This window comes from Fimbriimonadia bacterium (genome assembly GCA_039961735.1).
Taxonomy (GTDB): domain Bacteria; phylum Armatimonadota; class Fimbriimonadia; order Fimbriimonadales; family JABRVX01; genus JABRVX01.
The window spans coordinates 1-26,179 of record JABRVX010000022.1 but is presented as its reverse complement, the minus strand read 5'-3'; the positions used below and the strand labels follow the sequence as shown (position 1 = coordinate 26,179).

The window sequence follows — 26,179 nt, the reverse complement described above, 5'->3', positions numbered from 1 at the left end:
CGTGCTGCGCGAACGTCTCCGCGTCCGCGTCGTACTATTATGCGAGATGAAGCTGATCGAACTCAGTAGGGTCAGCCCGCCCGAACTGCCGCCGCGCCCCGAGCGGCGCCGTCCCGCGCCTATCGTGACCCTGGTTCTGCTTCTCGCACTGTCCGTGTTCACTTATCTGAACTTCCAAACCGTCGTCGTCGAAGGCCGGTCCATGGAGCCGAACTTCCACTCCGGCGAGCGGCTCTTGGTAACGCGAGCCTTCTGGCTATTCGGGGAACCCAACAGAGACGACGTGGTGGTCATTCGCGACAACGAAGGACCGCACGCTGGCTTCCTTATCAAGCGTGTTGTGGCACTGCCAGGGGATTGGGTCCCGGGTTCCCTCGCCCCCGGGAGGATGCCGATGATGGTGCCTCCCGGCCACGTATTCGTGCTCGGTGATAACCTGGCCGAGAGCGACGACAGCCGGCGCTTCGGTCCCGTGCCCGTGGTTCGCATTCTCGGAAAGGTTGTTCGGTGATGAGTGCAATCCCGGAAGGTCGGTATCTCAACGGACGCATTCGTTTCGAAGCGCTTACCGAGCCGGACCGACCGGTCTCCTTCGTGTTGGTGTTCGCGACGGATGGGGACCGGTTCGTGGTCTCCCGGATCCGAGGGCGTGGCTGGTGCATCCCCAGTGGCTCGGTGGATGAGGGTGAGACACCGGAGCAAGCAGCCGAGCGCGAACTAATGGAGGAGGCGGGTTGCACTTCGACGGACCTGCGCCCGTTCGGGTCGGTTGTGTGGGAGCGCCCTTCGGGCCTGCAGGTCGGGCTGGCGTTCGTTGGGCGTCTTCAGTCTCTGGCCGAACCGACGATTCCGTCCGAGGCCGACGACGTGCGGCTGATGAGCTTGGCAGAGCTTAGGGAGAACTACTTCGACTGGTCACCCTACTACGAGGCGATGTTCCAACGAGCACTCGAGGCTCTCCGTTAGTCGGCAGGCTCCGTTGCCGTCACCTCGAACCTGCAGCGGATGTTGCCGAATGCGATCTCATCCCCATCCGCGATGGGTGCTTCCTCGCCGACCCGTTCCGGCTGCACGTCCGGCCCGCGATAGAGGAACGTGCCGTTACCGGATCCGAGGTCGCTGAGCAGCCACTGCTCGCCCTCGCGCCGAATCCGTGCATGCCGCCTGCTCACGAACTTCGAGTCGGGGAACTCCGTGAGGTCCACGTCCACTTCGCAGACCGCTGGGTCGTAGCGGCCGATCAGGTTGTCGTCGCGCAACTCGAACACGCGCTCGGTGGGGCCGGTGGCGTCCATGTATCGCAGGCGCGCCACCCCCTCGGTCGCCGGATGCTCAATGGGAGCCTCCAGGGGCTCTTCTTCCACAAAGGACTCTTCTTCCATCATGCGCTAGCCGGTTCTCTTTCCCGGTAGCCGATTCCTCCCCATAGAGTCGTGAGAGCGTACACGAGAAGCGTAAGCAGCAGCCCAGGGTACATCGGCTCGACCCCGAGCGGGTACACCGGCCAGCCGTCCACCGCATGTGCCTTGCCTATCAGAAACCATGCCGTGGAGGTCACGCTGCCGCCGATCATCATCGCCACGGCTACCACGGGGCCAGGTCTCGCACTCGGGAAGAAGGCCAGTACCACTGGCAGTAGCAACCCTGGGATGATGCACGACCCGACGGTCCACCACAGCTCCACCACACTCTGGATGGCGAGCGCACCGACGAGCCCGATCACGGTCGCCAGCGCCACCCCCCAGCGCGTGTAGCCGGGCAACTTCTCCTCGCTCACCTCACGGCGCAGCCGCCACAGAATATCGCGTCCGAACGCCACACCGCCAAGGAACGCATAGCTGACCAAGGTGGACATGATGGTGGCGAGAAGGCCAACGTAGAACGCCCCTCGGAAACCGGGCGCGAGCACCGCATCCGCCAACTCCGGGAAAGCCATTTTCGGGTCGGCTAAGAGCGGATCGTGAAACACAGCCCTCGCGTAAAGCCCGACCGTCGTCGTGATCGAGTCGAAGACGAACCACAGCGCGACGCTCCAGAGGATCCCCTTGCGGGCGACCGATGGGCTCCTCGCTGCCGCGCAGCGCTGATGAAACGAGGGGTCCACGAGCGTCCAAAGCGCGATAAAGAACCATGCGATCACATAGGTGGCGCCGTGGCCTCCGTCCCACGTCCAGTGCAGGGGTGGAAGGTTCTCTCGAAGGAACTCCAACCCGCCATACCGAGCCACTGCGAACGGGAGGATGACGGCGATGCCGATGTACATCGCAGCGAACTGCACCAAGTTCACTCGAATGTCGGCGAGCAGCCCACCGCGATATAGGTACACGGTCGAGAGAATGCCTCCGACGATGCAGCCCTCCACCAAGCCCATCCCGAATACCCTCTGCAGCAGCACGCCTATCATCAACAGGTAGGGAGCAGGAGTTGTCAGCAGGAATGTCAGGATGCCGCCGATGACCGATGCGGGTCGTCCGTACGCCTGAAACAGGCGGTCCGAGAGGCTGTACACGTCCGACTCGCGGATGCGCGGGGCCAGCAGGTAGGCGAACAGCACCGCAAAGACGTAGTAAGGGAAGCCATTGACGAACCAGTTGGTGATACCGGAATTGTAGGTGAACTCCCCGACGCCCAAAATGCCGCCGTACCATGTCGCGACGAGGGTTGCAACCAGGGCCGGCAACGTGACCGCCCGACCGGCTACCATGAACTCGGACACGCCTTTGCGACGCGCGGCGAAGCCCGCGACAAACACCAACGCGAGGAAGAGCGCGACGACGACGTAGTCGGCTGTTACGAATCGGGCCAACGGAAGGGGTCGCTCCTATTCCTACACAGGAACACCCCAAGACAGCCCTCGCGGATAGAAAGGCGCACGGGGTTCTCCATCACCTCGTTGTGTACCCCGTCGCGCATGCCGAAACGAAGAGACTCCGCTGAAAGTGGCCACCGCAGGCCGTGAGTCTGAATCCTGTCCGCGGATGGAAGGCCCAATAACGACAGCGTGGTCCCCTGGGGGAGATGCAACTCCGCCTCGTCCGTTACGAAGTGGACCAGGCACCTATCCTCGACGATTCGCACCCTTCCCCGGTGTGCGTATTTGGCGCAAACACTGAAGGTGGCCAGCACGTGGTCAATCTCGGAACTCTGAGACGCCGTGAGAATGATGTCGCGAGCATCGGTACACTGCAGTACCCAGTAGAGAGCTTTCTCCGCGTCGGTGGTATCCTGGCTCGTGTCGTGGATGACCTCGAAGTCCTCGGTAGGGGACTGGAGAATGCGTTCGGGCGCGGAGTCTAAGTCACCGATGACTGCCTGGAAGGGAAGACCTGCATCTAACAGGGGTTTGGAACCTCCGTCCGCGGCGACCACGATATCCGCTGCACGAACTAAAGTTCGCAGGAGCCTTTTCGATGGAGGAGTCCCATTCAGAACTATGACAGCCTTCGATGCACTCACTTTTACCCGCCCTTGCTCGTCTCAAGCGCGAATCGGACATCGGGCATCGTGGGTCGGAGAACGCAACGTCTTCCCAATGTCCGGTACTCGTTATTGTAACGCACTTCTCGCGGAAAGTCAAAGATCATTATGTGATAACAGAGGTGCTCTCGCTCGTCCATGCTGAATCTTTCGCCAAAAGGCTTGATCAAGGCATACATGCATGGCATCTTCCCGATGGCCGACCCCGCGACGGGTGAGATTTGGTGGTTTCGCCCCGATCCTCGCGCTATTCTGCCCATACGTGCAATGCACGTCAGTCGCTCCTTACGACGAGTGCTGCGCTCCGGCAGATTCGACGTAACCACCGACCGCGACTTCGAGGGAGTGATGCGAGGCTGCGCCGACCGCGACGAGACCTGGATCTCGGAGGACATCGTCCGCGCCTACACGGAACTGCACCGAATGGGTCATGCGCACAGCGTGGAGACATGGCGCCAGGGCAAACTCGTCGGAGGCGTCTATGGCGTCTCCCTCGGTGCTGCGTTCATGGCGGAGTCCATGTTCCACCGAGAGACGGACGCTTCGAAGGTAGCCCTGCATGCGCTCGTCGAACGACTGGCCGAGCACGGCTATGAGTTGCTCGATGTGCAGTACCAGACCCCCCACTTGGCATCCCTGGGCGTGATAGAGATCCCCTTGGCCGAGTACCTACGAAGGCTTTCGGTCGCATGCCGCGAGACCCGTCACTTCGGCGACTGATCGGTGCCGGCAATCTGGCGGGTTAGCGCGCCTGTAGCGGTCTTCCCGCTAAGATGAACGGTTGTCACATCGCCTGCACGGCTGTACAGTGTGTGAAGTAGCCTGTTTGGCTACAAAGCGCGAGCGGCCCCGGACGCTCCGCAGCCCGCATGCGGAGATGTTCTTACGGGGAACCCAGCGCACGAAGCACGACTTTCCACTCGAGCGGTCGTGCCGCGACTAAGAAGAGGGGATGGTCGGTGAAGGGATGTCGCAATTCCAGCCTAAAGGCGTGAAGCGCCTGGCCGACTAGCGAAGACGCGACATCCCTTCCGGCCGATTGGGAACCGTACGTCGCGTCTCCCAGGATGGGCAGTCCAATGGATGCCAGGTGCACCCGCACCTGATGCGTCCGTCCGGTGTGCAGACGCGCTTGCAGTAGCGCAAAGCCCGGGAACCGCTCCACCACTTCGAAGTCAGTCCTTGCGGGTCTCGCCCATGGTGCATCCTGAGGCAGCACGGCCATCTTCTTGCGGTTCTTGGGGTGTCGTCCTATAGCCGCGTCGACAGTGAATCGCTCCTCTCGTGGGTTGCCTACGACAATACACTCGTAGAGCCGTGTCACCTCTCGCCGCGCGATCATGCGCGATAGCCTCCAGTGCGCCGCATCGGTCTTCGCGACGAGTAACAGCCCCGAAGTGTCCTTGTCCAACCGATGGACGATCCCGGGCCGAAACGGTGCGGAGCCCTCGGCGAGCGAGCCGCCTCGACCAAGCAGTGCGTGCACCAGCGTCCCGCGTCGCACGCCGGGGCCTGGATGGGATGCCATGCCCGGCGGTTTGTTGACAACCAGCAGGTACTCGTCCTCATACACGATGTCGAGGGGAATGGCCTCGGCTTGGAGCACTTCGGACGGTGCAAGGTTGGGAATGTCGTGACAGTGCACGATCTGGCCTTGGGTGAGTTGGAGGCCCGGCTTCGCAGTCCTCCCAGAGACCGTGATCAGACCCTCGCGAATTGCTCGTGCGATTCTTGCTCGACTGTGCTCCGGCAGCCGCCGAGCCACGTACACATCGAGCCGCTCTCCGGCCTCCGCAGGTCCGACCTCGAAACGCCGCACTGACTGAACTCCATGGTGCATGAGCTGCATGGGATGACCCCGACGGGTCGGGGCGCACTCGCCTTTGTCGCCCGCCGATACGGCGTCCGCGCCTCGACGGCTCCTTTCGGGAGTTCTGCGGCGCACGGAAAGGTCGGTTTACCGTTGCTTCCTTCCGGACCTGGCGGAGTTCGCCGAGATTCCGTCGCGCAGGGCCCGAACCTCGACACCGCCGATACGCGGCGTTTCGCACCGGAGAAACGCCGGGGGCGAGCATTCGACCCCGCTATAGCGGATTTCGGGTACAGGGCACCGCTGGCTCCCCGTCTAGCGCCCCGACCGATCAGGGCCACCCCATGCAAACACTACACTACTGATTCTGTTGTTCGGGGCCCGTCGGCGGACCCGGAATCTTGGACGGATCGACCCGGCGATATCGCTTTGGTGGCTCCGGCACCTCGACGAAGCCCTCCGTCTCCACCACCGGCACCTTATCCCTCCACTCGCCGGTGCGCAAGAGCTGCTCTCGGGTCAAGTGAATCACCGCTCGAATCTGACGTAGCCCTGGTACCGAAGTGTCCAGGTAGCGCTTGTCATCCATGCCTTCGCCATTCCAACCCAAACGGTCCTGCACGTGCGGTGGCGCCCACCTCGGAGACCACAAGAACTCCACGTCGTACTTGTCCGCAATGAACGGGTACATGACGGGGTCCTTGGACATGTTGATCGTTCGGGCGAAACGCTTCTTTCGGTTGAACAACTCGTCCTGCATGTACGTCACATCTTTGTCAATCTCGAACGTGAACTCCTTGGGTGAAAGGTCCAACACGTAGCCCGCGTCTTTCAGCGTGCAGCGGACGCGCGCGCCGATGGGGGCGAGGCCCAGCGTACCCACTACGCGAATTACCCCTGGCTCGATCACCGATACGCGTGCGCCGAAGTTCATCTGTTCCAACGGTGGCAGCGTGGTGTAGCGGCCCTCTTGGTTGTAGTCCCCACGCTTCATTGCGAAATAGCCACGCGCGGCCATTCGGATGATGTGGAGGTCCAAATTGCTTTCCACCGTGTCGCGGCCGATCTTGGCGGAGTCGGAATCCGGGAACTCCTCGACCAGCTCTTGATTGATGGCGTACAGCTTCTTGTAGTACTCCAGCGCCTTCCATATCTGGCCGTTCTTCTCGTAGGCATGCGCCAGAATGTTGCGACGTGCAAGCGGGATGTCGTCGAACGTCACAGCCTTCTCGAATGCGACGACCGCTCCCGGGAAATCTTGGATCTTGTGGTACTTCATCCAGCCCAACTCGAACCACATCTCATAGGTGTTGGGATTGTTCCGAATGCCCTCCTCCAACAGCATCAAAGCCGGGGCGAGGTATCGCCTATCGGACCGCTGATCCTCATCCGTGAAGTTGTAACCCATGTGCCACGCACCCGTGACGTAAACGTCGATCTGGTGCGGGTCAAGGATGGTCACGAGACGAACGATGGGCAGGATCGCGTCATAGTTTCCGCTGTGGAAGAACTCGTCCGCCCGTACCCACAGGATGCCGGCGAGCACCTCACGAAAGCCCACCAGCGCGAAGAGCATCTGCTCGGGCGAGAGCCCCACGGCGTACAAGTTCTTGGGCGCGTAGTACTTCCGCCACAACGGATCGATTGTCGCCTGAAGCCCGCCTTGGACGATGGCTGCCGCGATCAAGAGGCCGATGAGCAGCTTGCGCGACCTCAACTTACACCTCGCGCCTGTCGAAAATCAGCACCGAGCCCAACAGCAGGATGCTCGTGTATACCACCGCGTACAGCAGCACCTGAATGACGTACACCTGCGGGCTGCCCACCACCGACTCCGGGTTGATGATCGGATTCTGCACGTTGTAGTTCGCGAAGTTGGGCAGCACGTAGTGAATGAGCACAGCCCCCACTCGCGCAATCTCGCTCACCCCGCGACCGCTGGCAAGCGACTCGAACAACGGATTAGCCAGATTGCCCACCACGTACACGCCGAAGCTAAGGAAGAAGTTTACGAGCGGCGACACGAACGTGCTGAAAAACATCGCAACGGCCGCGAGGATCACCATCTGCAGGAAGAACAGCGTCGGGCCCTGCCACAGGTTCGGTGGAAGCTGCTTCTCTTGGCCGGGTGCAAAGTAGAACACCAGGATGAACACGACGGTCATCATCGCCATCAACACGAGGATGGTGGCCACGCTACCGAGGAACTTGCCGATGAGAAACTGATGGCGCTGTACCGGCTTCGCCAAGATGGTGTAGATCGTGCGGCGCTCTATCTCCTGAGGAATCAGGCTGATCGTGAGCACCACCGCGACCAGCGCCCCGACCATCTGAATCACCCCGAGACCAAACGCGATAACCACCGTGTTGGCCTGGCGCGGCGAGAGCTGCTGCAGCCCCGGGGTCACGATCAGGAGCCCCAGGCCGATGAGTAAGATGATCAAGAGCACCTTGCGCCGGATGGCCTCGCCGAGTGTCGTTCCGGCAATCGCCAGGATGGGGATCACGCACTCACCTCCTGCGCGGCGCCGACGGTCTCCACGAACCAGTCCTCTAGACGCTTCCTTCGCGGGATGATGCTGATGACGCGGCCCTGCTTCGACCGCACCAGGTCAACGGCTTCGTTTACCGACCCGTCGTCAGGGAAGTCAGCGATCAGCCTACCCTCACTAAGCGAAACGATCACGCCATCGCGGTGTAACCTGTCGTGAACCTCTTGCGGCACGCCCTCCGCAATCATCTCGATGCGCCCGCCGGCAAGCAGCGAATCGAGGGTTCCTTCCTTGATCACCCTTCCCTCGAACATCATCGCCACGCGGTCGCAGATTCGCTCTACCTCGGAGAGCTCGTGCGAACTGATGAAGACCGTCTTCCCCTCGTCGCGCAGCGCCAGGATCAGCGAACGAATCTGTGTGTGCGCGAGCGGGTCCAGTCCACCCGTAGGCTCATCCAAGAACAGAATCTTGGGGTCGTTCAGTAGGCACTGGGCCAGTCCGATGCGCTGTTGCATGCCCTTGGAGTACTGACCAATGGGCTTGTGCGCGTCCCCCGCGAGGCCGACCCGCTCCAACAGCTCAGCGGCTCGTCGGTCCCGCTCCTTAGTCGGGATGCGGAACAGTTTGCCGTAATAGTCCAGCACCTCGAGGCCGGTCATGTGCTCGTAGTAATAGGGCTTCTCGGGTAGGTAGCTCAGGTCGAAGTGGAGACGGATATCGCCTATGTCGCGCTCCATGATCCAGGCCCGACCCGACGTGGGGTAGATGATGCTCAGGAGCATTTTGATCACGGTGGTCTTGCCGGCGCCGTTCGGGCCCAAAAGTCCGAAGATCTCGCCCTCGCTTACCGTCAGGGTCAGGTTGTCAACAGCGTTCCGCTTCCCTTGCCACCGCGAGTTGTAAGTCTTGGTTAGGTTCTCGGTGCGAATGGCGGGCGTCAAACAGTTCCTCCTCGCTCCAGCACTGCGGGCGGGATATGATTATACTGGTCGCCTGGATCGAGTGTCAACGAATCTCCGGTGTGAACCGAGGAGAAGCGAGCGGGCAAAATATCGAGGATTTGTGCTGCTCGCTCTTTCTAGGTCGAACTAAATGCCCTAGTAAATACGTATAATAGATTGGCAAACAGAAAGCTAATCGAAGACCGCTCGGGCACTCTGCGGGACCCGTGCGCAGTGTCTCCACCGCGGACGCGAACGAGAGTGAACGAGCAAGGTCGGAAAGCAGATTGCGGGAATGTGCTTTGCTCTCCTTTCGGCATTCCCGCTCTTTTTTTGCCTCGCCCGCCCCTACCGAGTGTCGCCAGCGTCGTCGTCCTCCGGTGCGGACTGCGCGAACGTCCACGCCTGGTAGACCACCAGCACGATGAAGGCCAGAAGCGCTGTCACGAATCCGGCCTGGGCTAGGTTCCCCTTCGGCTCCAGGAGGCCGAAAGCAATCATGACCGACACGCCGACCAACGGGATCGTGGCGAGGGCAGCCGCACGCAGCGCGTAGGGGTTTAGTGCTTCGTGCCACACCAGGCCCCAACGGACGCATAGGTGTACGAAAGTCCTGTAACCCATGTACAGGAGGATTGCATAACCGAGGAGCGCGTACAGCAGAGCCGCAAGCTCCAGCGCGACCATTCGCTAGTCTGCGTCCAGTCCCACGGCTCGCAACGTGTGACGAACGTTCCTGAGGTGATGCTCCAGACTCAGGCACTCGGCGAGCTGCTCGTCGTAGAGCCTGCTCGAAACCACCGGGTCATCCTGCAGCGCAGCAGCAAAGTCCTCTCCTGCCCAAGCCCGCGCCGCCGCACGTTGCACGGCTGCGTACGCCTCTTCGCGCGACAACCCTGCCCGCACCAAGGCCAGCAGAACGTGCTCGCTCATCGGCAGGTCGCGCATCAGCCGAAGGTTGGTGGCCATCCGCTCTTCATCCACGCGGAGGCCCCGCAGGATGCTCGTGAGCTTCCGCAGCATGAAGTGCGCCAGGTGGAAGCTGTCCGGGAACACGATGCGCTCGGCGCTCGAGTTCGATAGGTCACGCTCATGCCAGGTCGCCACCGATTCCATCATGGCCAGTGCATTCCCTCGCAGAACCCGGGCGAGGCCGCACAGCGTCTCGCTGTTCCACGGGTTGCGCTTGTGCGGCATGGCACTCGACCCTGTCTGCCCCTTGGCGAACCCCTCTTGGACCTCGCGAATCTCGGTTCGCTGTAGGTTGCGTAGTTCGGTCGCGAAGCGCTCGATGGTCGCCCCTAGTCCCGCCAGGCAGCCCAGCACGAACGCGTGGCGATCCCGCGAGACGATCTGAGTGGAAGCCGGGTCGGGTCGGAGGCCGAGCTCGGCGCACACAGCAGCCTCGATGCCGGGGTCCAGTACTCCATGCACGCCGACTGCGCCCGACACCTTGCCGACGGCAACTTCCTCGCGAGCCGCCCGAAGTCGCTGCTCCCATCGCGACACCTCGGCGTACCAGCCGGCCAGCTTGAAACCGAAAGTGATGGGTTCTGCATGGACCCCGTGGGTGCGCCCCATCATCGGCGTGTCACGGTGTCGCGTAGCTATCTCGCCGATCACGCCCTTCAACTCGCCGGCTTCAGCGAAGAGAATGTCCAGCGACTGGGTGAGCTGAAGTGCCAGTGCGGTGTCTATGATGTCGTAAGAAGTGACGCCGTAGTGAACCCAACGGCCCGCCGGCCCGATGTTCTCCTCGACGTTGCGCACGAAGGCCATCAAATCGTGCCTGGTGACCTGTTCTAGCTCCGCCATCCGCCGCAGGTCGAATCGCGCCCCGGAGACGATTGCTTCGAAATCCTCGGGTGGGATGACACCTGTTGCCGAAAGGGCGCGACACACCGCGATCTCCACTCGGAGCCACGTGGCCGCGCGTGCCTCGTCGCTCCAGATGTCTCGCATCTCGGGTGTCTGATAGCGTTCGATCATGGCATGCTCTTCCCTCCGGGGCTCACCCTTGCCAGCGCCCACTTTGCCGCCATCCTAACTGGATTCCCGCCTTCGCGGGAATGGCAAGTCGAGCACCGGCGCAGAATCGTTACTCCCGCAGGGCGGAAGTCCAGGCACTTTGCCCCGACCGTTGCTTGGGATGTAACGCCCAAACGCCTACACGATCGGCGGCTTGGCAGCCATGGCCTCCGCCATCGCCCGCTTCTTCTCCTGCAGCAGCCCGGCCAGCCGCTCGTCGGACAGTGCCAGCATCTGAATCGCTAGCAGCGCGGCGTTCTTGGCGCCGTCAATCGCTACTGTTGCCACCGGCACTCCTGGAGGCATCTGTACTGTCGAAAGCAACGCGTCGTGACCCTCTAGGGCACCGGCTCGGATCGGAATGCCGATCACGGGCAAGTGCGTGTTCGCGGCAACGGCTCCGGCCAGATGAGCAGCCATCCCCGCCGCGCACACGAACACCTTCGTTCCTCGCGATGGCGCCGCTTTCACGTACTCTGCCACGAGATCCGGAGACCGATGGGCACTCAGCACCCGCGCCTCGAATGGCACGGCATACTCTCTCAGAGTATCGAACGCGGGCTCCAGCTTAGGGGTATCCGACTCGCTGCCCATCAGAACCGCGACCGTCGGTTCGCTCATACCGCGATGTCCCTTCTGTAGTGCATGTCCTCGAAGCGCACCAGCTCCACCGCTTCGTAAGCCCTGTTTCGTGCTTGCTCCAGCGTGTCGCCTGCTGCGGTGACCGAAAGCACACGTCCGCCGTTCGTCAGCAGCTTTCCGTCCTCTCGAACCGTGCCGGCGTGGAACACCATCACGTCGTCCAAGAGCGCTGCGTGCTCGAGGCCCGAAATCGGCAGTCCCTTGCGGACCTCACCGGGATAGCCCTTCGACGCGACGGTGATGGCCACGACGTGCCTCATCGGTTGCCACGTTGGCGCCGCGATGGGCTTGCCGGTAGCCAGACCGTACAGCATCTCGCCCCAATCATCGTCGCCGATGCGGACCAGGACCTGAGTCTCCGGGTCGCCGAAGCGACAGTTGTACTCCAGGCACCGTGCACCGTGGGCCGTGAGCATCAGCCCCGCATACAGTAGGCCCACGAACGGGTGGCCCTCTGCTTTGAGCGCCTCGGCAGCGCGGTCGCAGAACACTTCGTGCATCTCGTCCAACGTATCGGGCTGGTATATCCCGTGCAGCGTACGGGCGCCCATGCCTCCGGTGTTGGGGCCGCGGCCGCCATCCAGCGCCCGCTTGTAGTCGCGGACCGCAGGAGTAAGAAAACCTTGCCCGGCGGAGCGCAAGCTGAAGAGCGACAGCTCGGGGCCTTCCATGCGCTCCTCGATCACGACCGTTGCGCCCGCATCACCCAGCACGCGCCGGACCATCATGTCCTCGACCGCCTGCAGGGCTTCGGCTTCGGTGTCGGTAACTATTGCGCCCTTGCCGAATGCCTCTCCACTCGCTTTCACGACCAGCTTCGTGCCCCGGGCGTACGCCTGGGTCACGTACTCGCGAGCCAACGCCGGGTCATCGAAGGACTGAAACTCAGCGGTCGGAATCCCTGCCTTTGCCATCAAAGCCTTTGCGAAAGCCTTCGAGCCTTCCAGACGGGCGGCTCCCGCACCTGGGCCGAACACCGCGATACCCTCCGCACGCAGCCTGTCCGCAAGCCCTTGGATCAACGGTCCCTCGGGACCGACGACTACCAGATCAATCTGCAGCTCGCGGCTAAGACGCACCGCGTCCTCTGGCTTTGCGGGCACATTCTCCGCACACGTCCATGTTCCGCCATTGCCCGGCGCGCAGTACACCTTCCGCACCGACCTCGACTGGGACAGCCTCCATGCCAGAGCGTGCTCTCTTCCGCCTCCCCCGATCACCAGCACTCGCATCGGCCTACTCCGATCCTCGCGCGAACGATAGGAACCTTGCGTACTCGCGCTGGAAGGCGAGCTTCACGACGCCGGTGGGGCCGTTGCGGTGCTTGGCGATGTTGACCTCCACGGTGTCCGGCTCGCCGGGTGCCCTGGCGTCCTCCTCGGCCGTCTCCCCTTCTGCCTCCTGCTTGTAGTAGCTCGCCCTGTAGAGGAGCATGACTACGTCGGCCTCCGCCTCGATGGAGCCCGACTCGCGAAGGTCACTCAGCACCGGCCTCTTATTCTCACGATGTTCCACCAATCGAGAGAGCTGTGAAAGCGCGATGACCGGCACTTCCAGGTCCTTGGCGATCCGCTTCAGGCCGCGCGCGATCTCCGAGATTTCCTGTGTGCGGTTCTCATTGCGCTTCGCGCCGCGCATGAGCTGGAGGTAGTCCACAACGATGAGGCCAAGGCCGTGTTGCGCCTTGAGGCGCCGGCACTTGGCCATCAGTTCGAGTGTGGAAATGTCCGAGCTGTCGTCAATGTAGAGCGGAATGGTATACAGCTTGTCCGCTGCGGCGTGAATGCGGTCGAAGTCGTCCTCGCTGAGGTTCACGGTGCGCGCGCGCTGCGAGTTGATGCCCGCCACCGAGCACACCATTCTCTGCGCGAGTTGAGAGGCGGACATTTCCAGACTGAAAAAGGCTGTCGTGGCCTGGTGACGCATCGCGCAGTTCATCGCGATGTGCAGAGCCAGAGCCGTCTTTCCGACCGATGGGCGCGCAGCGATGATGATGAAATCGGAAGGGTACAAGCCCGTGGTTAGATCGTCTAAGTCTGCAAATCCCGTCGGCATTCCCATCTGCCTCTTGTGTGTGGCGTAGGCTTCTTCGACGCGCTCGAAATACTCGGTGATGAGATGCTTCGCTGGCTGGAAGTCCTTGCCCATCCGCCGCTGACCCACGGCGAAGATGCGTTGCTCCGCCTGGTCTATGACCTCAGCGACCTCGTCCTCACCGTACGCGAGCTGCATTACCTCCGCCCCTGCCGAGCGCAGATTGCGACGAATAGCGTTCTCCACGACGATGTTCGCGTAGTAGCCCGCATTCGCGGCGCTCGGCACAGACTCGGTGAGCTGCAGCAGGTAGTCCATGCCTCCGCACTCCTGCAGCTTGCCGACCCGCTGCAGTTCGTCCTTGACTGTAATCGGGTCTACCGCCTCCCCTCGATCCACCAAGGACGCGATGGAGTCGAAGATCGCGCGGTGGGACGGGCGGTAAAAGTCCTCCGAGCGGCAGTGTTGCAGCACGGCTTCCAACGCTTGGGCACTGAACATCATCGCGCCCAGCGCGGACATCTCGGCGTCCAAGTCTTGCGGCGGAACGCGCTCGGGGACTGAGACCATCCTATGCCTCGACCGGGATGATCTCTACGGTCATGTTGGCATCCACGTTACGATGCAAGTGCAGCACGACGGGATGGCTCCCGACGCTCTTCAGCGGGTGAATCAGCCCGATGACCCGCTTGTCCACCTCGACGTGGAACCGCTCCTTGATGGCCTCTGCGATCTGCGTCGTCGTAATCGTCCCGAAGAGCTTTGTCGAGTTCTTGGCACAGCGACCCTCCATCGTCAGGACCTGCCCATCCAGCTTGCTTTTCAGCTCCTCGGCCTTTAGCTGGATCTCGCTAGACTTCTTGTCCAGCGCCTTGACGAGTCCCTCGTGCGCCTTGCGGGTGCCGCGTGTTGCCGGTTGAGCAAGCCCGCGAGGGATCAGGAAGTTCCTCGCGTAGCCGTCCGACACTCGCACTACGTCGCCCGCGTGCCCCACTTTTGCGATTGTTTGGTTGAGAATAACGTCCATAGCCACAGCCCCTCGAGTCAGGTTGGGATCACCGCCACACGGACATCCCGAGGATAAGGCTGTTGTCCTCGAAGATGCGGTCTACTCCGAAGAAGCCGCCCCAGTTGGGACCTATTCCGAACCGAGCGCGTACGTTGAACGACAAGTCGTTGGGGTCGAACGCATCGGCCTCCAACCACATGCGCGGTGACAGCGCGAAGTCTACCCCAACCCCTGGCTTGGAGGCGTAGAGACCATACCGGCTGGAGACCCTCGGCGAGTGCCGAATCCCGTATTGCAGGGTGATGCTGTTATCCTCGGTCGCGTCGTACACCCCTCCGAAAAGTCGGGTGCTCGAGGTCAGCGGATAGTCCATGAAGATATCTGTCCGAAAACGCGACAGGCCCGTGTCCCGAAGGAAGTCTAACCGGGTCTGGGGCTCACCGAAGCGAGGCGGGCGGATCGTCGGCACCCCCTGCACGATCTCGTTGAGGCGATTCAGGAGTGTCTTCGCCTCTGCAGCTATTTCGGATGCATCGTCTGCCAGCACGTTGGCCTTTTCGGAGAACAGCTTCACGTTCTCGGCGATCTCCTTGCCCGTCGCCGCCATCTCCACGCCGCTCTGCGTGATGCTGTCCACGTTCTTGGCCGTCGAGCGGATATTGGCCTGAAGCTCCCGATCGCTCACCAGTTCGTCCACCGAGGCGACGAGCTGTTGCGTTCGGTCTGCAGTGAGCTGGAGCGAATCGAGAAGGGCCTCGGCCCGGCTCTTCCACTGCGGATCACTGATGAAGTCCGTGGCGGCGGCGACAGCCACCTTCACATCTGCGGTCGCGGCTGCTGCATCCCGAATGATGCGGTTCAGAATGGCCTCGTTGTCCGAAGCAAAGCGATTCAGCCTCCGGGACAGCAACGCAATCTGCGCACTCGTCAGATCGGCGTTGGCTAAGATGCTCTTGAGCCGAAGCTGATACTCTTGGTCCTCCACGACAGCCTGCAGCGCCTTGATTGCTTCCTGCACGGCGACTAGGGTTTTGCGACCTTCTGGCAGGATGCTCTCGAGCGTCTCTCCCAGCGTGCCCCTCATCACCTGGCCAGGCTCGAGGAACCCCACGATCTCGGTCGGCGGAATGAGGTCAACCTTTTGGTCCGCGGGCAGGAACACCGAGCCGGGCAGGCGTGCGGTAGTGCCTTCCGGAATGCGAACGCCGCGGCGGATGGCGAGAGTGGCCCGGGCGCGGTGTGCAGACATCAACTCGATGGCCTCCACCATGCCCACGTCCACGCCGGCCATCATCACCTTGGCGCCTTTGGTGAGCCCTCCGATGTTCTCGAAGTCCGCGTACACTCGGTACACGTTCTCGCCCGTAAGTCGCGCGCCGAACAGCACGTACACGCCGTACGCCAGTGCAGCGAAGACGACAACCAGCAAGCCCACTTTCCATGTCGCCGACTGCATCGGATGCCGCCTCCTTACTCCAGAGAAGAGGCCCCGTACGCCGACAGAAGCTCCACGACGTCCGGCTGCCTGCTCGCCCGTATTGTAGCCGGGTCCCCCATCTCCACGATACGCCCTTTGGCCAAAACCGCCACCCGATCCGCTACCCGAAACACGCTGTTCACGTCATGCGAGACAACTACGGACGTGACGCCGAGCCGTGTCTTCAGGTCCCGGATGAGCGTGTCTATCGTATACGCCATTACGGGGTCGAGGCCGCTCGTCGGCTCGTCGTAGAACAACACTTCGGGCTCGGTCGCGATGGCTCGCGCTAGGCCGACGCGCTTTCTCATGCCGCCCGAAAGCTGGCTGGGGTAGAGGTGCTCCGTGTCCTGCATCCCGACGAGGGCGAGCTTCTCCTTCACCAAGTCTGGTATACGCGAGCGCGGAGTATGCCCGAGACGCTGCGCGCCGAACGCGACGTTCTCGCCGACGGTCAGGTAGTCGAACAATGCCGCGTACTGAAACACGAAGCCCGTCCGCCTCCGGAAGGGTAGCAGCTTCCGCTCGGGCAGCCTGGTGACATCCGTACCATCGAAGAACACACGGCCCTCGGTTGCAGGGATCAGCCCGGCGATGCAGCGAAGTAGGGTGGTCTTGCCTCCACCGGATGCACCCATGATTGCCGTGGTCTGACCGCGCGGGAAATCGAGGTCTATGCCGTTCAGGACCTCCCGGTCTCCGAAACGAACTGTCAGCCCTTCCACTCGGATCATGCCCGTTCCATCACGTGAACAGCCATGCGGCCAAGAAGTAGTTGACGATATAGATCAGTACCATAGAGTACACCACGGCGTTCGTGGTGGAGCGTCCAACACCGACCGCGCCACCTTCCGTCACCAAGCCCTGCCGGCAGCTCACTATCGCGACGATGAGGCCGAAACACACCGACTTGATCAACCCTCCATAGATGTCCCATGGCTCGACGAACTGCGTGAGCGTGCGCATGAACGCCGCCGTCGGTACCCCCAGCGACTTCCCGACGACGAGCCCACCGATCACGCCGCCGTACATGCCGAGCAAGCACAGTACCGGCAGCATCAGCACGCTGGCGAACACTCGCGGCACAACCAAATAGCCGATGGGAGATACCGACAGCGCACGGAGCGCATCCACTTGCTCGGTCACCTTCATCGAACCAATCTGCGCGGCCATCGCAGAGCCGCATCGCGCCGCCACCATGATGCCTGCCAGAACCGGGGCTAGCTCCCGCGTGACTGCAAGTCCGACGGCTCCGCCGGTCAGCGAGCCGACGTTGAACTTGACGAGCAGCAGAGAGCTGTAGAGCGACAGCACTGCGCCGCTGAAGGCGCTGGTTACCACTACGATGGGTACGGATGCCACCCCAACGAAGGCCATCTGCAGCATCAGCTCACCGACTTCATACGGCGGGCGTAGCGCCCACCACACGGTTCTGCCGGTGAGCAGCGTAAGGTCGCCGACGAACTCGAAGAAGCCCTTGATGGGCGACGCGCCTTTCGCTACGATCGCAAGCTGTGTCGCTGCCCGACTCATTGCCGGGTGGAAGTATAGCCGAGTGGCACGCCGCAGTAAGCACCGTCTACGGGGCGTCGGATACGCCGCCGGCCTCGTTCCGGCCCGATGTGTCACTTGGCCGCACAGCCCGGACCTGAGAGCCGCGCTGGTGCACGATGGGCCGGTACGGAATGCTGAACGAGCCTGCTCGTGCCTTTGGATCACGTGTTAGTCCCCCCATCCGAGGGCGGATGGGGAGATAGATATCGTGGCATCGCCGTCTCGGCGATGGGTTCGGAACCGGCGAGGACGCCGGAACCACGGGGGGTTACAGCCGTGGCATCGCCGTCCCGGCGATGAGTATCGGAACCAGCGAGACGCCGGAATTACGCGGCTACGCAATCTCGCAACAGCTCGGCCGGGCGGAGAGGGTGGGTTGCGGTCACCGACCGGAGCCGGCACGGGATACAATAGGCTATCCGCTCGGGGGGTGTCGGGTGAATCGTAGCAGGGTAATCGTCGCGCTAGACACGAGCTCTCTCAAGGATGCCGCGGCCCTAGTGCACAGCCTGTCCGAGAGCATCACGTCGTTCAAGATCGGACCGGCGCTGGTGGTGAATCACGGACTGGACGTGATCGCCCGCCTGCGCGACGCCGGTGCCGAACGCATCTTCCTCGACCTCAAGTTCCACGACATCCCGAACACCGTCGCCCTCGCGGTGTACGAAGCGGCACGTTACGGCGTGTGGATGCTCACCCTGCACACCTCGGGTGGCAGCGCCATGTTGCGCGCAGCGGTGGACGCCGCCGTGGACGCCGGGCCGCTCGAGAGGCCCTTCTTGGTCGGCGTCACCGTGCTGACCAGCCTCACCGACGAGATTTTGCGCGAGGAGCTGGGTATAGGTCGCAGCGTGGACGACCACGCCGACGCGATGGCGCGGCTGGCCCTGAGTTCGGGGCTGGATGGCGTGGTCTGCTCGGCTCACGAGGCGCCGCGCATACGCGCCTTCGTCTCCCCCGACTTCCTCATCGTCTGTCCGGGAGTGCGGCATCCAGGCGCCGAGGTGCACGACCAGCGGCGCACGGCGACCATCGGCGAAGCGTTCGAGGCAGGAGCGAGTTACGTGGTGGTGGGTCGGGCGCTCACCGCGAGCCGTGACCCGGTTGCGGCACTGGAGCAACTGCTGGTCACCCCGGAGCCCTCGGCCTAGCGGATCACACCGCCGACAAAGTTACGCCCAAACGCTCGAAGCGAGCCCGCCGCTCACTCAGCAGATCCGATGGTGGTACCTGTGCCAGCTCGGATAGCGCACGGGACAGCGCCTCTCGAAGTGATGTAGCCACGTCCAAGGGGTAGGTATGCGCTGCGCCGGGAGGCTCGGGAACCACCTCGTCGGCCAACCCGAAGTGCAGCGCGTCGTCCGCGGTGAGACGCAACGCCGCCGCGGCTTCGGCCCGCCGGTTGGGATCACGCCAAAGGATCGCCGCGCATCCTTCGGGTGGAATCACCGAGTAGATGGCGTACTTCAGCATTAGCACCTTGTTCGCGCAGGCCAGAGCGATGGCGCCTCCGCTCCCCCCCTCGCCCAGCACCGCCGACACCACGGGCACCTTCAGTCGGAACATGCGCGCCATGCTCTCCGCAATTACCCAGCTTATGCCCGCTTGCTCCGACTCCACTCCCGGATCCGCGGCGGGCGTATCCACCAGCGTGATCAACGGGAGGTGGAAGCGATCCGCCAGGTCCATCATCCGCATCGCCTTGCGATAGGCGCCAGGTCTCGCCATGCCGAAGTTACGCAGCTTGCGTTCCTTCGCGTCTCGACCTTTTTGCTGTGCGACGACGGCCACGCGCCTGCCATCGAGTCGAGCGAGGCCAGCTACGATCGCCCCCTCCTCGCTGCCCTTCCTATCACCGTGCAGCTCGGTGAACTCCTCGAACATATTGCGCACGAAGTCGAGTGCTTGCGGACGCTGAGGGTGGCGTGCGATCAGCGTCTTGTCCCACGCAGTGAGGTTCGAGTAGACCCGCTCCTCGAGGCGGCGGAGGTGATCTCGATGGCGTGCCAGCTCTGCAGGCTCAGGCAGGTTGCTGTCGCGAGCGAACTGCTCGATCTTCTGAATCTGCTGCCGCAGCTCCTGTAGCGGCCGCTCGAGCTCCGAGAAGTCCAAATGGGCCATTAGCTGTCTTCAGCCCCCTCGCTCGCTGTCGGCTCCGCGGCTTCCTCCATCGGCACGCGCATGTGCACGACCGCACGGACCGGCTCTTCGTCCAGGGCGTCGCCTCGCTCGTGCATCAGGCGCCGCACATGCTCCACCTTCTCGCGAAGCTCCCTGAGCAGTTCCTGCAGTTCGGTCTCGGCCTTGGACATCGGTTCACTCTCCCACCAGCAATGAGATGAGACCGTTCAGTGTACGCCGCATGTCCTTCCGGTGCACGATACGGTCAATCATGCCGTGTCGGTATTGAAACTCCGCGGTCTGGAAGTCCGGCGGGGGCTTGCCCACGGTCGCCTGGGCCGCAACCCGCTCGCCTGCGAAGCCGACCTTGGCCCCCGGCTCTGCGAGGATGATGTCGCCGAGCGATGCGAACGAAGCGAGCACGCCTGCCATTGTGGGGTTCGTGAATACCGAGATGTAGGGAACGCCGGCCTCGTTCACTAAGTTCACGCCCGCCGCGGTCTTGGCCATCTGCATAAGAGCGATCAGGCCTTCTTGCATCCTAGCCCCGCCGCTCGCGGCGAACACGATCACCGGCAGCTTCTCCTTGGCAGCGAGCTCGAATGCGCGGTACATGCGCTCGCCCACCACCGAACCCATGCTGCCGCCCATAAAGCCGAACTCCATGACGCCTAGCACCACACGTCGCTCGTTCAACAGGGCGGTGCCTACCAGGAGCGCATCGCTGCTACCCGTCGAGGACTCGGCGGCCCTCATCTTTTCGGCATAGCTTGGGAACTGCAAAGGATCTGCCGAACGCAGTTCGCCGAACAACTCCGTGAAGCTGCCCTCGTCGGCGGTAACCGCAATGCGTTCTCTGGCGGACAGGCGCGAATGGTGCCCGCAATGCTTGCAGACCTTGAGACTCCGCTCGAACTCACGGGCGAAGAGGGTCTTCTTGCACTTCGGGTTAGCGCAATGGAGCCACGCGTTCTCCACGGTTACGCCCTCCACCTGTGTAGGGGCGGATGCGCCGTTCATCTGCGTCTTGTCCTCCGCTCAACCGGTGTCCGCTCGTCCGGCGCGTCGCTGCGCCACCTGAAAGGTTCCCCGCACGGCGCGGCAATCCTGTGCGCGACCTCCAGGTATACCCCGCTGGAGTGACCGGGGGCATCCGCGCCCTACTTCGCAACCACCACCCGCCCATGAGATGGCGCTCCCAAGTCGGCATTCGGGATGCCTCGTGGTGCATCATTGGGGGCATGGCAACACGTGCGTCTCAGCTTAGGGCGCTGATGAACGGCATCGGTGTCGTCCTGCCCGGCGTGTACGATGCGGTCACCGCCCGTCTCGCCACGGCAGCCGGATTCGAGGGGTTGTACATCTCGGGGGCGGGGGTAACTAACTCGCTCATGGCCGTGCCAGACATCGGGCTGCTCACTCTCACCGAGATGGCGCGCCAGGCAAAATACATCACCGATGCCACGCCCCTTCCGTGTCTGTGCGACGCCGACACGGGCTATGGTGAGGTGCACAACGTGATGAGAACGGTCCGCGAGTTCGAGGCGGCAGGCTTGGCCGGACTACATCTGGAGGACCAGTTGTTTCCCAAGCGCTGCGGTCATCTGGACGGTAAGCGGGTGATTCCCGTCTCGCAGATGCAGCAGAAGATCGCGGCGGCATGCGAGGCGCGGTCCGACCCCGACTTCGTGATCATGGCGCGAACAGATGCAAGAAGCGTCGAGGGAGTGGAGGCTGCGGTGCGGCGTGCACAGGCCTACGTCCAGGCAGGCGCCGACGCCATCTTTCCCGAGGGGCTGGAGGGTGAGGAGGAGTTCGCAGCGTTTCGCTCTGCACTCGACGTGCCGCTGCTCGCCAACATGACGGAGTTCGGCAAGACGCCAATCATCCCGGCCGAGCGCTTCGGGGCCCTTGGGTACAATCTCGTCATCTTTCCCATGACCGCTTTTCGCGTGATGCTGGCAGCGGTAGGGGAGACGTACACAGAATTGAAGCGCTCCGGGACCCAATCCGAGTTGCTGGATCGGATGCGCACCCGTCAGGAGCTTTACGAGCTGATCGACTACGCAGCATTCGATCAGGCGGACCGGGCCTTGTCGGAACGTTTTCCTGGCTAACGTTGGGGGGAAGGTATGGCGTCAGAGTATAGCCCTGGGCTTCAAGGGGTCGTTGCAGCCGTCTCCGGTATCTCGGACATAGACGTCGAGCGGAGCGTCTTGACCTATCGCGGCTACGACGTGCACGTGCTCGCCGAACAAGCGAGCTTCGAGGAAGTCGCTTTCCTCGTGCTGAACGGCGAGCTTCCGAATCGCGACCAGCTCGCGAACTTCTGCGCTGCGATTGCAGAAGGCCGTTGCGTTCCTGCCGCAGTGTACGACGCCTTACGCTCGTTCCCCAAGGAAGCGCATCCGATGGACATACTGCGGGCAGGCGTGTCGTTGCTTGCACTGCACGACCCGGACCGTACGGACCACTCCGCCGAAGCCAACATGCGGAAGGCGATTCGGCTCATCGGGCAGATCGGGGCACTCGTTCCAAACGGCTATCGCATCGTTGTCCAGGGCGAGCCACCGGTGCAACCGGATTCCTCCATCTCGCACGCCGGAAACATCCTCTATATGCTTACGGGCCAGAGGCCCGACCCACTCGCTGAGCACGTCATCAACGGCTCGCTGATCCTCTACATGGAGCATGGCCTGAACGCTTCGACCTTTGCCTCCCGCGTGGTAGTGAGCACGTTGAGCGACCTCTACTCCGGCACTATCGCGGCCATCGGTGCATTGAAGGGGCCCTTGCACGGAGGCGCAAACGAGGCAGCCATGGAGTTGTTGCTCGACGTCGGCACGCCGGACCGGGCGAGGGAGTACATCCGCGAAGCACTTGCCGCCAAGAAGAAGGTGATGGGCTTCGGGCACCGCGAGTACAAGCACTCGGACAGCCGAGCGGGCGTGATGAAGGAGTTCGGCAAGCGGGTGTGCGAGCAGAAGGGCGACTGGAAGTGGTTCGAGATCGCGGAGGCCATCGAGCAGGAGATGTGGGAAGCGAAGAAGCTGTTTCCGAACCTGGACTTCCCCTCGGCATGGACCTACTACCTTCTAGGCCTGCCTATCCCGCTGTATACGCCCCTCTTCGCGGCGTCGCGGACCGTGGGCTGGTCGGCGCACATGATCGAGCAGTTGTCGGCGAACCGCATCATCCGCCCGACCTCGCTCTACAACGGACCAGCGCCTCGGGAGTTCGTCCCACTATCGGATCGCTAGGGTTCGATGTCGTCGGCCGGGATGCCCGTCCGTCCGAACGTGTGGATAAAGCCGAGACCGAACCAAGCGCGGCTGTCGGACATAAAGAGCCGGATTCCGAGCCCCCTCGACGGCGTCCACTGAGCGCCGGCATTAATCCGTCTGCTGTCGTGCTCCCCCCATAGGGTGAAGTTGTTGGTCAGCGGGAACTCGAAGCCCGCGAAAACCCCTCCGATCGCCCCGCTGCCGAAGCCGAAGTGCAGCAGAAAATCCTTCTCCCACGCGGCCGCGTTCATCATCGGTAGCGAATAGCTGAATGCCAGATAGGGCGCGCGCCCGGCCTTGGTGTGCCCCAACACGTCCAGAACGCCGACGCTGATGCCGGGGAAGCGTTCGGTGATCGGAGGGACGTAGTTGTAGTGGAAGTCGAGGCTTTCGCGGGTGTGGATGCCGGGAAGCGCTTCGCGCGAGACCGTCAGCTCCACGTTCTTCGTGGCAGTCACCTGCAAGCGTTGCCGGTTGAGATCCAAGTCGGAGGTTGCGGCGAAGAAGTCCATCCGCAAAGTTCCGCGCTGAGCAATGGAACCCGTCGGGATGTCGAAGAGCCGGTCGCCATGGACGGTCACTGCCGCCATTGCTGCAATCACCAGCGCCGCCGTTCTCATGCCGTCCTCTCCTCCGTGAATCCGCTGAGCGCACCCTCAGGCGCAGCGTACTGTACCCCCGCGGGTACAACGCATCGCATGGACCGCTCCCCATCCTTATCCCTTCGTCACATCTACGCTCCAGCTCGATCTGGGAGCCCACCCCATCCGGCGGTCGTGTTTCTCCACGGCCTAGGGGCTGACGAGTACGACCTTCTGCCGCTCGGCAAGCTGTTGCCAGAGCGTGTCGCGGTAGTTTCTGCAAGGGCTCCCCGGCCGTATGGCTTCGGCGGTGCGACCTGGCATGAGATTGACGAGCGCCTCACTCCCGACATACCGAGCTTCTTGGAGTCGCTGGGGCTGCTGGTGCAGTTCCTGGAGCACTTGCCGCGCACCTACCCGGTGGATGCAGAGCGCATGTTCCTGTACGGCTTCAGCATGGGGTCGGCAATGTCGCTAGCCGTCTCGCTTCATCGGCCGTCTCTGGTGGCCGGAGTGATCGGTCTCAGCGGTTTCCTCATCGAGACCGAGGCGCTCCCGTACCGATGGGAGGAGGTTCGCGCGAAACCCTACTTCATCGCCCACGGTACTGCCGATCCGCTGGTGCCTCTCACTGCCGGGCACGCCATAGCGGCTGCCCTCCGCGACGCCGGTGCGGACCTCACGTACCGAGAGTACCCTGTCGCACACGGCATCTCGGACCGAGAGGCCACCGATGCCGCTGAGTGGCTCGCGGAGCGGCTTACCAAGGCCTAGTCGCACGCAGGTCTCGGCACCAGCACGTCGAAAAACGGAGCAGAAGAACTGCCCCGAAAGGAGCCGCTTCGGTGATAGACACTCGCTCTTTCGCTCTAGGGCTGGACTTCGGCACTAACACAGTCCGTGCACTGATCGTGCGCGTCTCCGATGGGGCCGAAGTCGGCACGCACGTGGCCGCCTATCCCCACGGAGTCGAGGGAATCATCCTCGACGAGCGCGACCCGGATCTCGCCCGCCAGCACCCAGACGACTACCTCACCGGCATGGACGAGGCCGTTCGTGGTGCCATACGGGACGCTGCAGCCAATGAGCCGGGCTTCGACCCGACGCAGATTCTGGCCATCGGCGTGGACACCACAGGCAGCACTCCCTTGCCCCTCGATGCAGAGGGCACGCCTCTCGCTTTCCACGAGCGATTCCGCGACAACCCCAACGCGATGGCGTGGCTTTGGAAGGACCACACGAGCACCGCAGAGGCTGCGGAAATTACTGCCAAGGCCGCCGAACTACGCCCCCACTACCTGCTGAAATGCGGCGGTACCTACTCGTCCGAGTGGTTCTGGTCCAAGATCCTGCATTGCCTTCGCGTCGCGCCGGAGGTGTTCGACGCGGCCCACATCTGGATAGAGTGCGCGGACTTCGTGCCTGCCGTGCTGACGGGAACTTGTCGCCCCGGAGCCTATCGCCCGAGCGTGTGTGCCGCTGGTCACAAGGCGATGTACAACGACGGGTGGGGTGGGCTGCCGGATGCGGATTTCCTGAGCACGCTGCACCCGAAACTCGGCGACCTGCGTCGGCGGCTCTTCGACAAGGCATACACGGTGGACCAGCCCGCCGGCGTGTTGGCGGAAGTGTGGGCGCGGCGTTTCGGGATTCCCGCAGGCATTCCGGTCGCAGTGGGAGCCTTCGATGCACACCTCGGCGCAGTGGGAACGGGCATCCGACCCGGAACGTTGGTCAAGATCATCGGCACTTCCACCTGCGACATGATGGTCGCACCCAACGATCGACCACTGCCCGACATCCCGGGGCTGTGCGGCATCGTGGACGGGTCCATTCTGCCCGGTCACTTCGGCATGGAGGCAGGTCAATCGGCAGTAGGCGACATTTTCAATTGGTTCGTGTCGCACATAGGCGGCACCCACGAGGAGCTAACCGCGGGGGCCGCACGGCTTCGGCCGGGGGAGTCCGGATTGCTGGCGCTCGACTGGAACAACGGCAACCGCACGGTGCTGGTGGATCAAAGATTGACCGGGCTCCTCGTCGGGCAGACTCTGCATACCAGGCCCGAGGAGATCTATCGCACACTGATCGAGGCTACGGCATTCGGCGCGCTGGTGATCATGGAGCGCTTCGAGGAGTATGGCGTGAAGGTGGAGCGCGTGGCGAACTGCGGAGGGATTGCCGAAAAGAACCCCCTCGCGATGCAGATATACGCCGACATCACCAACCGACCGATGCACGTCTCGCGTTCCGCGCAGACCTGCGCGCTGGGCTCGGCGGTAGCTGCCGCGGTGGTCGGGGGCGCATATCGCAGCGTGCCGGAGGCGCAGGAGGCGATGACCGCGCTGCGCCCGCAGCCGTTCATGCCCGATCCTGCCGCACATGCTGTGTATAAGAAGCTGTTCTCACTCTACCGCGATCTGCACGACGCCTTCGGGCGCAAAGAGTGGACGGGAAGCCTGTTCCACGTGATGAAGCGACTCATCGAGATTCGAGATGAAGTGAGAGGCACGGCTTGATGCGTTGCGCGCAACTTTGCTGGGCCGGCCGAGTGCAGGAGGGGACCCTGGATGAGGTTCCACGGCGCGAAGGCTCGGTTCGCGTGCGGGTGACGCACGTCGGAATCTGCGGTTCGGATCTTCATTTCTTCCGTCACGGTGCGATAGGCTCCGCCAAGGCAACCTATCCGATGGTGCTGGGCCATGAGGGGGTCGGGGTGGTGGAAG

At 62.8% G+C, this 26,179-nt stretch carries 29 protein-coding genes and 1 other RNA gene; 9 read left to right on the top strand and 21 right to left on the bottom strand.

Going from position 1 to position 26,179, the window contains the following annotated elements:
* Positions 1-46 precede the first annotated feature (46 nt).
* A complete protein-coding gene (gene lepB / locus HRF45_07650; protein ID MEP0766395.1) occupies positions 47-511 on the top strand; it encodes a signal peptidase I in 465 nt (154 codons plus the stop codon).
* A complete protein-coding gene (locus tag HRF45_07645; protein MEP0766394.1) occupies positions 511-966 on the top strand; it encodes an NUDIX hydrolase in 456 nt (151 codons plus the stop codon). The genes lepB and HRF45_07645 overlap by 1 nt, the downstream gene beginning before the upstream one ends.
* On the opposite strand, the gene HRF45_07640 is transcribed toward HRF45_07645, so the two are convergent.
* From HRF45_07640 to HRF45_07630, 3 genes are read right to left on the bottom strand one after another with little or no spacing between them, the layout of a single operon-like run.
* Positions 963-1,364, bottom strand: a complete 402-nt coding sequence (locus HRF45_07640) for an FHA domain-containing protein (protein ID MEP0766393.1) — start codon at positions 1,362-1,364, stop codon at positions 963-965. The genes HRF45_07645 and HRF45_07640 overlap by 4 nt on opposite strands.
* A 17-nt stretch (positions 1,365-1,381) precedes the next feature.
* Positions 1,382-2,806, bottom strand: coding sequence for a sodium:solute symporter family protein (locus HRF45_07635; GenBank protein MEP0766392.1), 1,425 nt, complete (start codon positions 2,804-2,806; stop codon positions 1,382-1,384).
* Positions 2,791-3,456, bottom strand: coding sequence for a thiamine diphosphokinase (locus HRF45_07630; GenBank protein MEP0766391.1), 666 nt, complete (start codon positions 3,454-3,456; stop codon positions 2,791-2,793). The genes HRF45_07635 and HRF45_07630 overlap by 16 nt, the downstream gene beginning before the upstream one ends.
* 159 nt (positions 3,457-3,615) lie before the next feature.
* Between HRF45_07630 and HRF45_07625 the strand changes: the two genes are divergently transcribed.
* A complete protein-coding gene (locus tag HRF45_07625; GenBank protein MEP0766390.1) occupies positions 3,616-4,197 on the top strand; it encodes a leucyl/phenylalanyl-tRNA--protein transferase in 582 nt (193 codons plus the stop codon).
* A gap of 163 nt (positions 4,198-4,360) precedes the next feature.
* Here HRF45_07625 and HRF45_07620 read toward each other — a convergent pair whose 3' ends face one another.
* The 14 genes from HRF45_07620 to HRF45_07555 all read right to left on the bottom strand — a co-directional run bounded on the left by HRF45_07620 (position 4,361) and on the right by HRF45_07555 (position 17,446).
* Complete coding sequence (locus HRF45_07620) at positions 4,361-5,296, bottom strand: RluA family pseudouridine synthase (protein ID MEP0766389.1); 936 nt, start codon at positions 5,294-5,296, stop codon at positions 4,361-4,363.
* A 50-nt stretch (positions 5,297-5,346) separates the two neighbouring features.
* An RNA gene (ffs, locus tag HRF45_07615) (signal recognition particle sRNA large type) lies at positions 5,347-5,611 on the bottom strand.
* Positions 5,612-5,645: 34 nt separating this feature from the next.
* Positions 5,646-7,004, bottom strand: coding sequence for a tetratricopeptide repeat protein (locus HRF45_07610; GenBank protein MEP0766388.1), 1,359 nt, complete (start codon positions 7,002-7,004; stop codon positions 5,646-5,648).
* Position 7,005: 1 nt separating this feature from the next.
* Complete coding sequence (locus HRF45_07605; protein ID MEP0766387.1) at positions 7,006-7,794, bottom strand: ABC transporter permease; 789 nt, start codon at positions 7,792-7,794, stop codon at positions 7,006-7,008.
* The gene (locus tag HRF45_07600) at positions 7,791-8,723 is read right to left on the bottom strand and encodes an ABC transporter ATP-binding protein (protein ID MEP0766386.1); all 933 of its coding nucleotides are present in this window, start codon (positions 8,721-8,723) and stop codon (positions 7,791-7,793) included. Before HRF45_07600 ends, HRF45_07605 begins: the two co-directional genes overlap by 4 nt.
* A 348-nt stretch (positions 8,724-9,071) precedes the next feature.
* Complete coding sequence (locus HRF45_07595) at positions 9,072-9,410, bottom strand: hypothetical protein (GenBank protein ID MEP0766385.1); 339 nt, start codon at positions 9,408-9,410, stop codon at positions 9,072-9,074.
* 3 nt (positions 9,411-9,413) lie between these two features.
* Positions 9,414-10,712, bottom strand: a complete 1,299-nt coding sequence (locus HRF45_07590) for an adenylosuccinate lyase (GenBank protein ID MEP0766384.1) — start codon at positions 10,710-10,712, stop codon at positions 9,414-9,416.
* A 177-nt stretch (positions 10,713-10,889) separates the two neighbouring features.
* Complete coding sequence (gene purE / locus HRF45_07585) at positions 10,890-11,372, bottom strand: 5-(carboxyamino)imidazole ribonucleotide mutase (GenBank protein ID MEP0766383.1); 483 nt, start codon at positions 11,370-11,372, stop codon at positions 10,890-10,892.
* Positions 11,369-12,625: a phosphoribosylamine--glycine ligase gene (gene purD, locus HRF45_07580; GenBank protein MEP0766382.1), complete on the bottom strand. Its 1,257-nt coding sequence runs from the start codon at positions 12,623-12,625 to the stop codon at positions 11,369-11,371. The genes purE and purD overlap by 4 nt, the downstream gene beginning before the upstream one ends.
* 4 nt (positions 12,626-12,629) lie before the next feature.
* Positions 12,630-13,997 (bottom strand): replicative DNA helicase, encoded by a 1,368-nt coding sequence (gene dnaB, locus HRF45_07575; GenBank protein MEP0766381.1) that lies wholly within the window; start codon positions 13,995-13,997, stop codon positions 12,630-12,632.
* Between the two features lies 1 nt (position 13,998).
* On the bottom strand, positions 13,999-14,454 hold the full coding sequence (gene rplI / locus HRF45_07570) for a 50S ribosomal protein L9 (GenBank protein MEP0766380.1): 456 nt from the start codon (positions 14,452-14,454) through the stop codon (positions 13,999-14,001).
* A 28-nt stretch (positions 14,455-14,482) separates the two neighbouring features.
* The gene (locus tag HRF45_07565; protein MEP0766379.1) at positions 14,483-15,892 is read right to left on the bottom strand and encodes an MCE family protein; all 1,410 of its coding nucleotides are present in this window, start codon (positions 15,890-15,892) and stop codon (positions 14,483-14,485) included.
* 14 nt (positions 15,893-15,906) lie between these two features.
* Positions 15,907-16,647 (bottom strand): ABC transporter ATP-binding protein, encoded by a 741-nt coding sequence (locus tag HRF45_07560; protein MEP0766378.1) that lies wholly within the window; start codon positions 16,645-16,647, stop codon positions 15,907-15,909.
* 10 nt (positions 16,648-16,657) lie between these two features.
* Positions 16,658-17,446, bottom strand: a complete 789-nt coding sequence (locus HRF45_07555; protein MEP0766377.1) for an ABC transporter permease — start codon at positions 17,444-17,446, stop codon at positions 16,658-16,660.
* Positions 17,447-17,763: 317 nt separating this feature from the next.
* Here HRF45_07555 and pyrF point away from each other — a divergent pair, with 317 nt between their 5' ends.
* A complete protein-coding gene (gene pyrF, locus HRF45_07550; protein ID MEP0766376.1) occupies positions 17,764-18,618 on the top strand; it encodes an orotidine-5'-phosphate decarboxylase in 855 nt (284 codons plus the stop codon).
* A 4-nt stretch (positions 18,619-18,622) separates the two neighbouring features.
* Here pyrF and HRF45_07545 read toward each other — a convergent pair whose 3' ends face one another.
* The 3 genes from HRF45_07545 to accD are packed head-to-tail and all read right to left on the bottom strand — an operon-like array spanning position 18,623 to position 20,608.
* Positions 18,623-19,588: an acetyl-CoA carboxylase carboxyltransferase subunit alpha gene (locus tag HRF45_07545; protein MEP0766375.1), complete on the bottom strand. Its 966-nt coding sequence runs from the start codon at positions 19,586-19,588 to the stop codon at positions 18,623-18,625.
* Complete coding sequence (locus HRF45_07540) at positions 19,588-19,779, bottom strand: hypothetical protein (GenBank protein MEP0766374.1); 192 nt, start codon at positions 19,777-19,779, stop codon at positions 19,588-19,590. The genes HRF45_07545 and HRF45_07540 overlap by 1 nt, the downstream gene beginning before the upstream one ends.
* 4 nt (positions 19,780-19,783) lie before the next feature.
* Complete coding sequence (accD, locus tag HRF45_07535; protein ID MEP0766373.1) at positions 19,784-20,608, bottom strand: acetyl-CoA carboxylase, carboxyltransferase subunit beta; 825 nt, start codon at positions 20,606-20,608, stop codon at positions 19,784-19,786.
* Between the two features lie 221 nt (positions 20,609-20,829).
* Between accD and prpB the strand changes: the two genes are divergently transcribed.
* Positions 20,830-21,705 (top strand): methylisocitrate lyase, encoded by an 876-nt coding sequence (prpB, locus tag HRF45_07530; GenBank protein ID MEP0766372.1) that lies wholly within the window; start codon positions 20,830-20,832, stop codon positions 21,703-21,705.
* A 15-nt stretch (positions 21,706-21,720) separates the two neighbouring features.
* On the top strand, positions 21,721-22,848 hold the full coding sequence (locus HRF45_07525; protein MEP0766371.1) for a citrate synthase: 1,128 nt from the start codon (positions 21,721-21,723) through the stop codon (positions 22,846-22,848).
* Here HRF45_07525 and HRF45_07520 read toward each other — a convergent pair.
* Positions 22,845-23,492, bottom strand: coding sequence for a hypothetical protein (locus HRF45_07520; GenBank protein ID MEP0766370.1), 648 nt, complete (start codon positions 23,490-23,492; stop codon positions 22,845-22,847). The two genes, HRF45_07525 and HRF45_07520, sit on opposite strands and share 4 nt — an antisense overlap.
* Positions 23,493-23,570: 78 nt before the next feature.
* Between HRF45_07520 and HRF45_07515 the strand changes: the two genes are divergently transcribed.
* The 3 genes from HRF45_07515 to HRF45_07505 all read left to right on the top strand — a co-directional run.
* Entirely contained in the window at positions 23,571-24,227 is a 657-nt protein-coding gene (locus HRF45_07515) for a dienelactone hydrolase family protein (protein MEP0766369.1), read from the top strand.
* A gap of 74 nt (positions 24,228-24,301) precedes the next feature.
* Entirely contained in the window at positions 24,302-25,972 is a 1,671-nt protein-coding gene (locus tag HRF45_07510; GenBank protein ID MEP0766368.1) for a ribulokinase, read from the top strand.
* Positions 25,972-26,179, top strand: a 208-nt coding sequence (locus HRF45_07505; GenBank protein MEP0766367.1) for an alcohol dehydrogenase catalytic domain-containing protein, incomplete at its 3' end; no start/stop codon positions are given. The genes HRF45_07510 and HRF45_07505, both read left to right, overlap by 1 nt.

Coding starts and splice junctions, on each gene's coding strand:
- HRF45_07545 (MEP0766375.1), bottom strand. CDS start 19,588: ATGGCCCATTTGGACTTCTCGGAGCTCGAGCGGCCGCTACAGGAGCTG.
- HRF45_07645 (MEP0766394.1), top strand. CDS start 511: ATGAGTGCAATCCCGGAAGGTCGGTATCTCAACGGACGCATTCGTTTC.
- pyrF (MEP0766376.1), top strand. CDS start 17,764: ATGAGTATCGGAACCAGCGAGACGCCGGAATTACGCGGCTACGCAATC.
- HRF45_07515 (MEP0766369.1), top strand. CDS start 23,571: ATGGACCGCTCCCCATCCTTATCCCTTCGTCACATCTACGCTCCAGCT.
- HRF45_07560 (MEP0766378.1), bottom strand. CDS start 16,647: ATGATCCGAGTGGAAGGGCTGACAGTTCGTTTCGGAGACCGGGAGGTC.
- HRF45_07595 (MEP0766385.1), bottom strand. CDS start 9,410: ATGGTCGCGCTGGAGCTTGCGGCTCTGCTGTACGCGCTCCTCGGTTAT.
- purE (MEP0766383.1), bottom strand. CDS start 11,372: ATGAGCGAACCGACGGTCGCGGTTCTGATGGGCAGCGAGTCGGATACC.
- HRF45_07590 (MEP0766384.1), bottom strand. CDS start 10,712: ATGATCGAACGCTATCAGACACCCGAGATGCGAGACATCTGGAGCGAC.
- HRF45_07520 (MEP0766370.1), bottom strand. CDS start 23,492: ATGAGAACGGCGGCGCTGGTGATTGCAGCAATGGCGGCAGTGACCGTC.
- accD (MEP0766373.1), bottom strand. CDS start 20,608: ATGAACGGCGCATCCGCCCCTACACAGGTGGAGGGCGTAACCGTGGAG.
- lepB (MEP0766395.1), top strand. CDS start 47: ATGAAGCTGATCGAACTCAGTAGGGTCAGCCCGCCCGAACTGCCGCCG.
- HRF45_07625 (MEP0766390.1), top strand. CDS start 3,616: ATGCTGAATCTTTCGCCAAAAGGCTTGATCAAGGCATACATGCATGGC.
- prpB (MEP0766372.1), top strand. CDS start 20,830: ATGGCAACACGTGCGTCTCAGCTTAGGGCGCTGATGAACGGCATCGGT.
- HRF45_07565 (MEP0766379.1), bottom strand. CDS start 15,892: ATGCAGTCGGCGACATGGAAAGTGGGCTTGCTGGTTGTCGTCTTCGCT.
- HRF45_07525 (MEP0766371.1), top strand. CDS start 21,721: ATGGCGTCAGAGTATAGCCCTGGGCTTCAAGGGGTCGTTGCAGCCGTC.
- HRF45_07540 (MEP0766374.1), bottom strand. CDS start 19,779: ATGTCCAAGGCCGAGACCGAACTGCAGGAACTGCTCAGGGAGCTTCGC.
- dnaB (MEP0766381.1), bottom strand. CDS start 13,997: ATGGTCTCAGTCCCCGAGCGCGTTCCGCCGCAAGACTTGGACGCCGAG.
- HRF45_07555 (MEP0766377.1), bottom strand. CDS start 17,446: ATGAGTCGGGCAGCGACACAGCTTGCGATCGTAGCGAAAGGCGCGTCG.
- purD (MEP0766382.1), bottom strand. CDS start 12,625: ATGCGAGTGCTGGTGATCGGGGGAGGCGGAAGAGAGCACGCTCTGGCA.
- rplI (MEP0766380.1), bottom strand. CDS start 14,454: ATGGACGTTATTCTCAACCAAACAATCGCAAAAGTGGGGCACGCGGGC.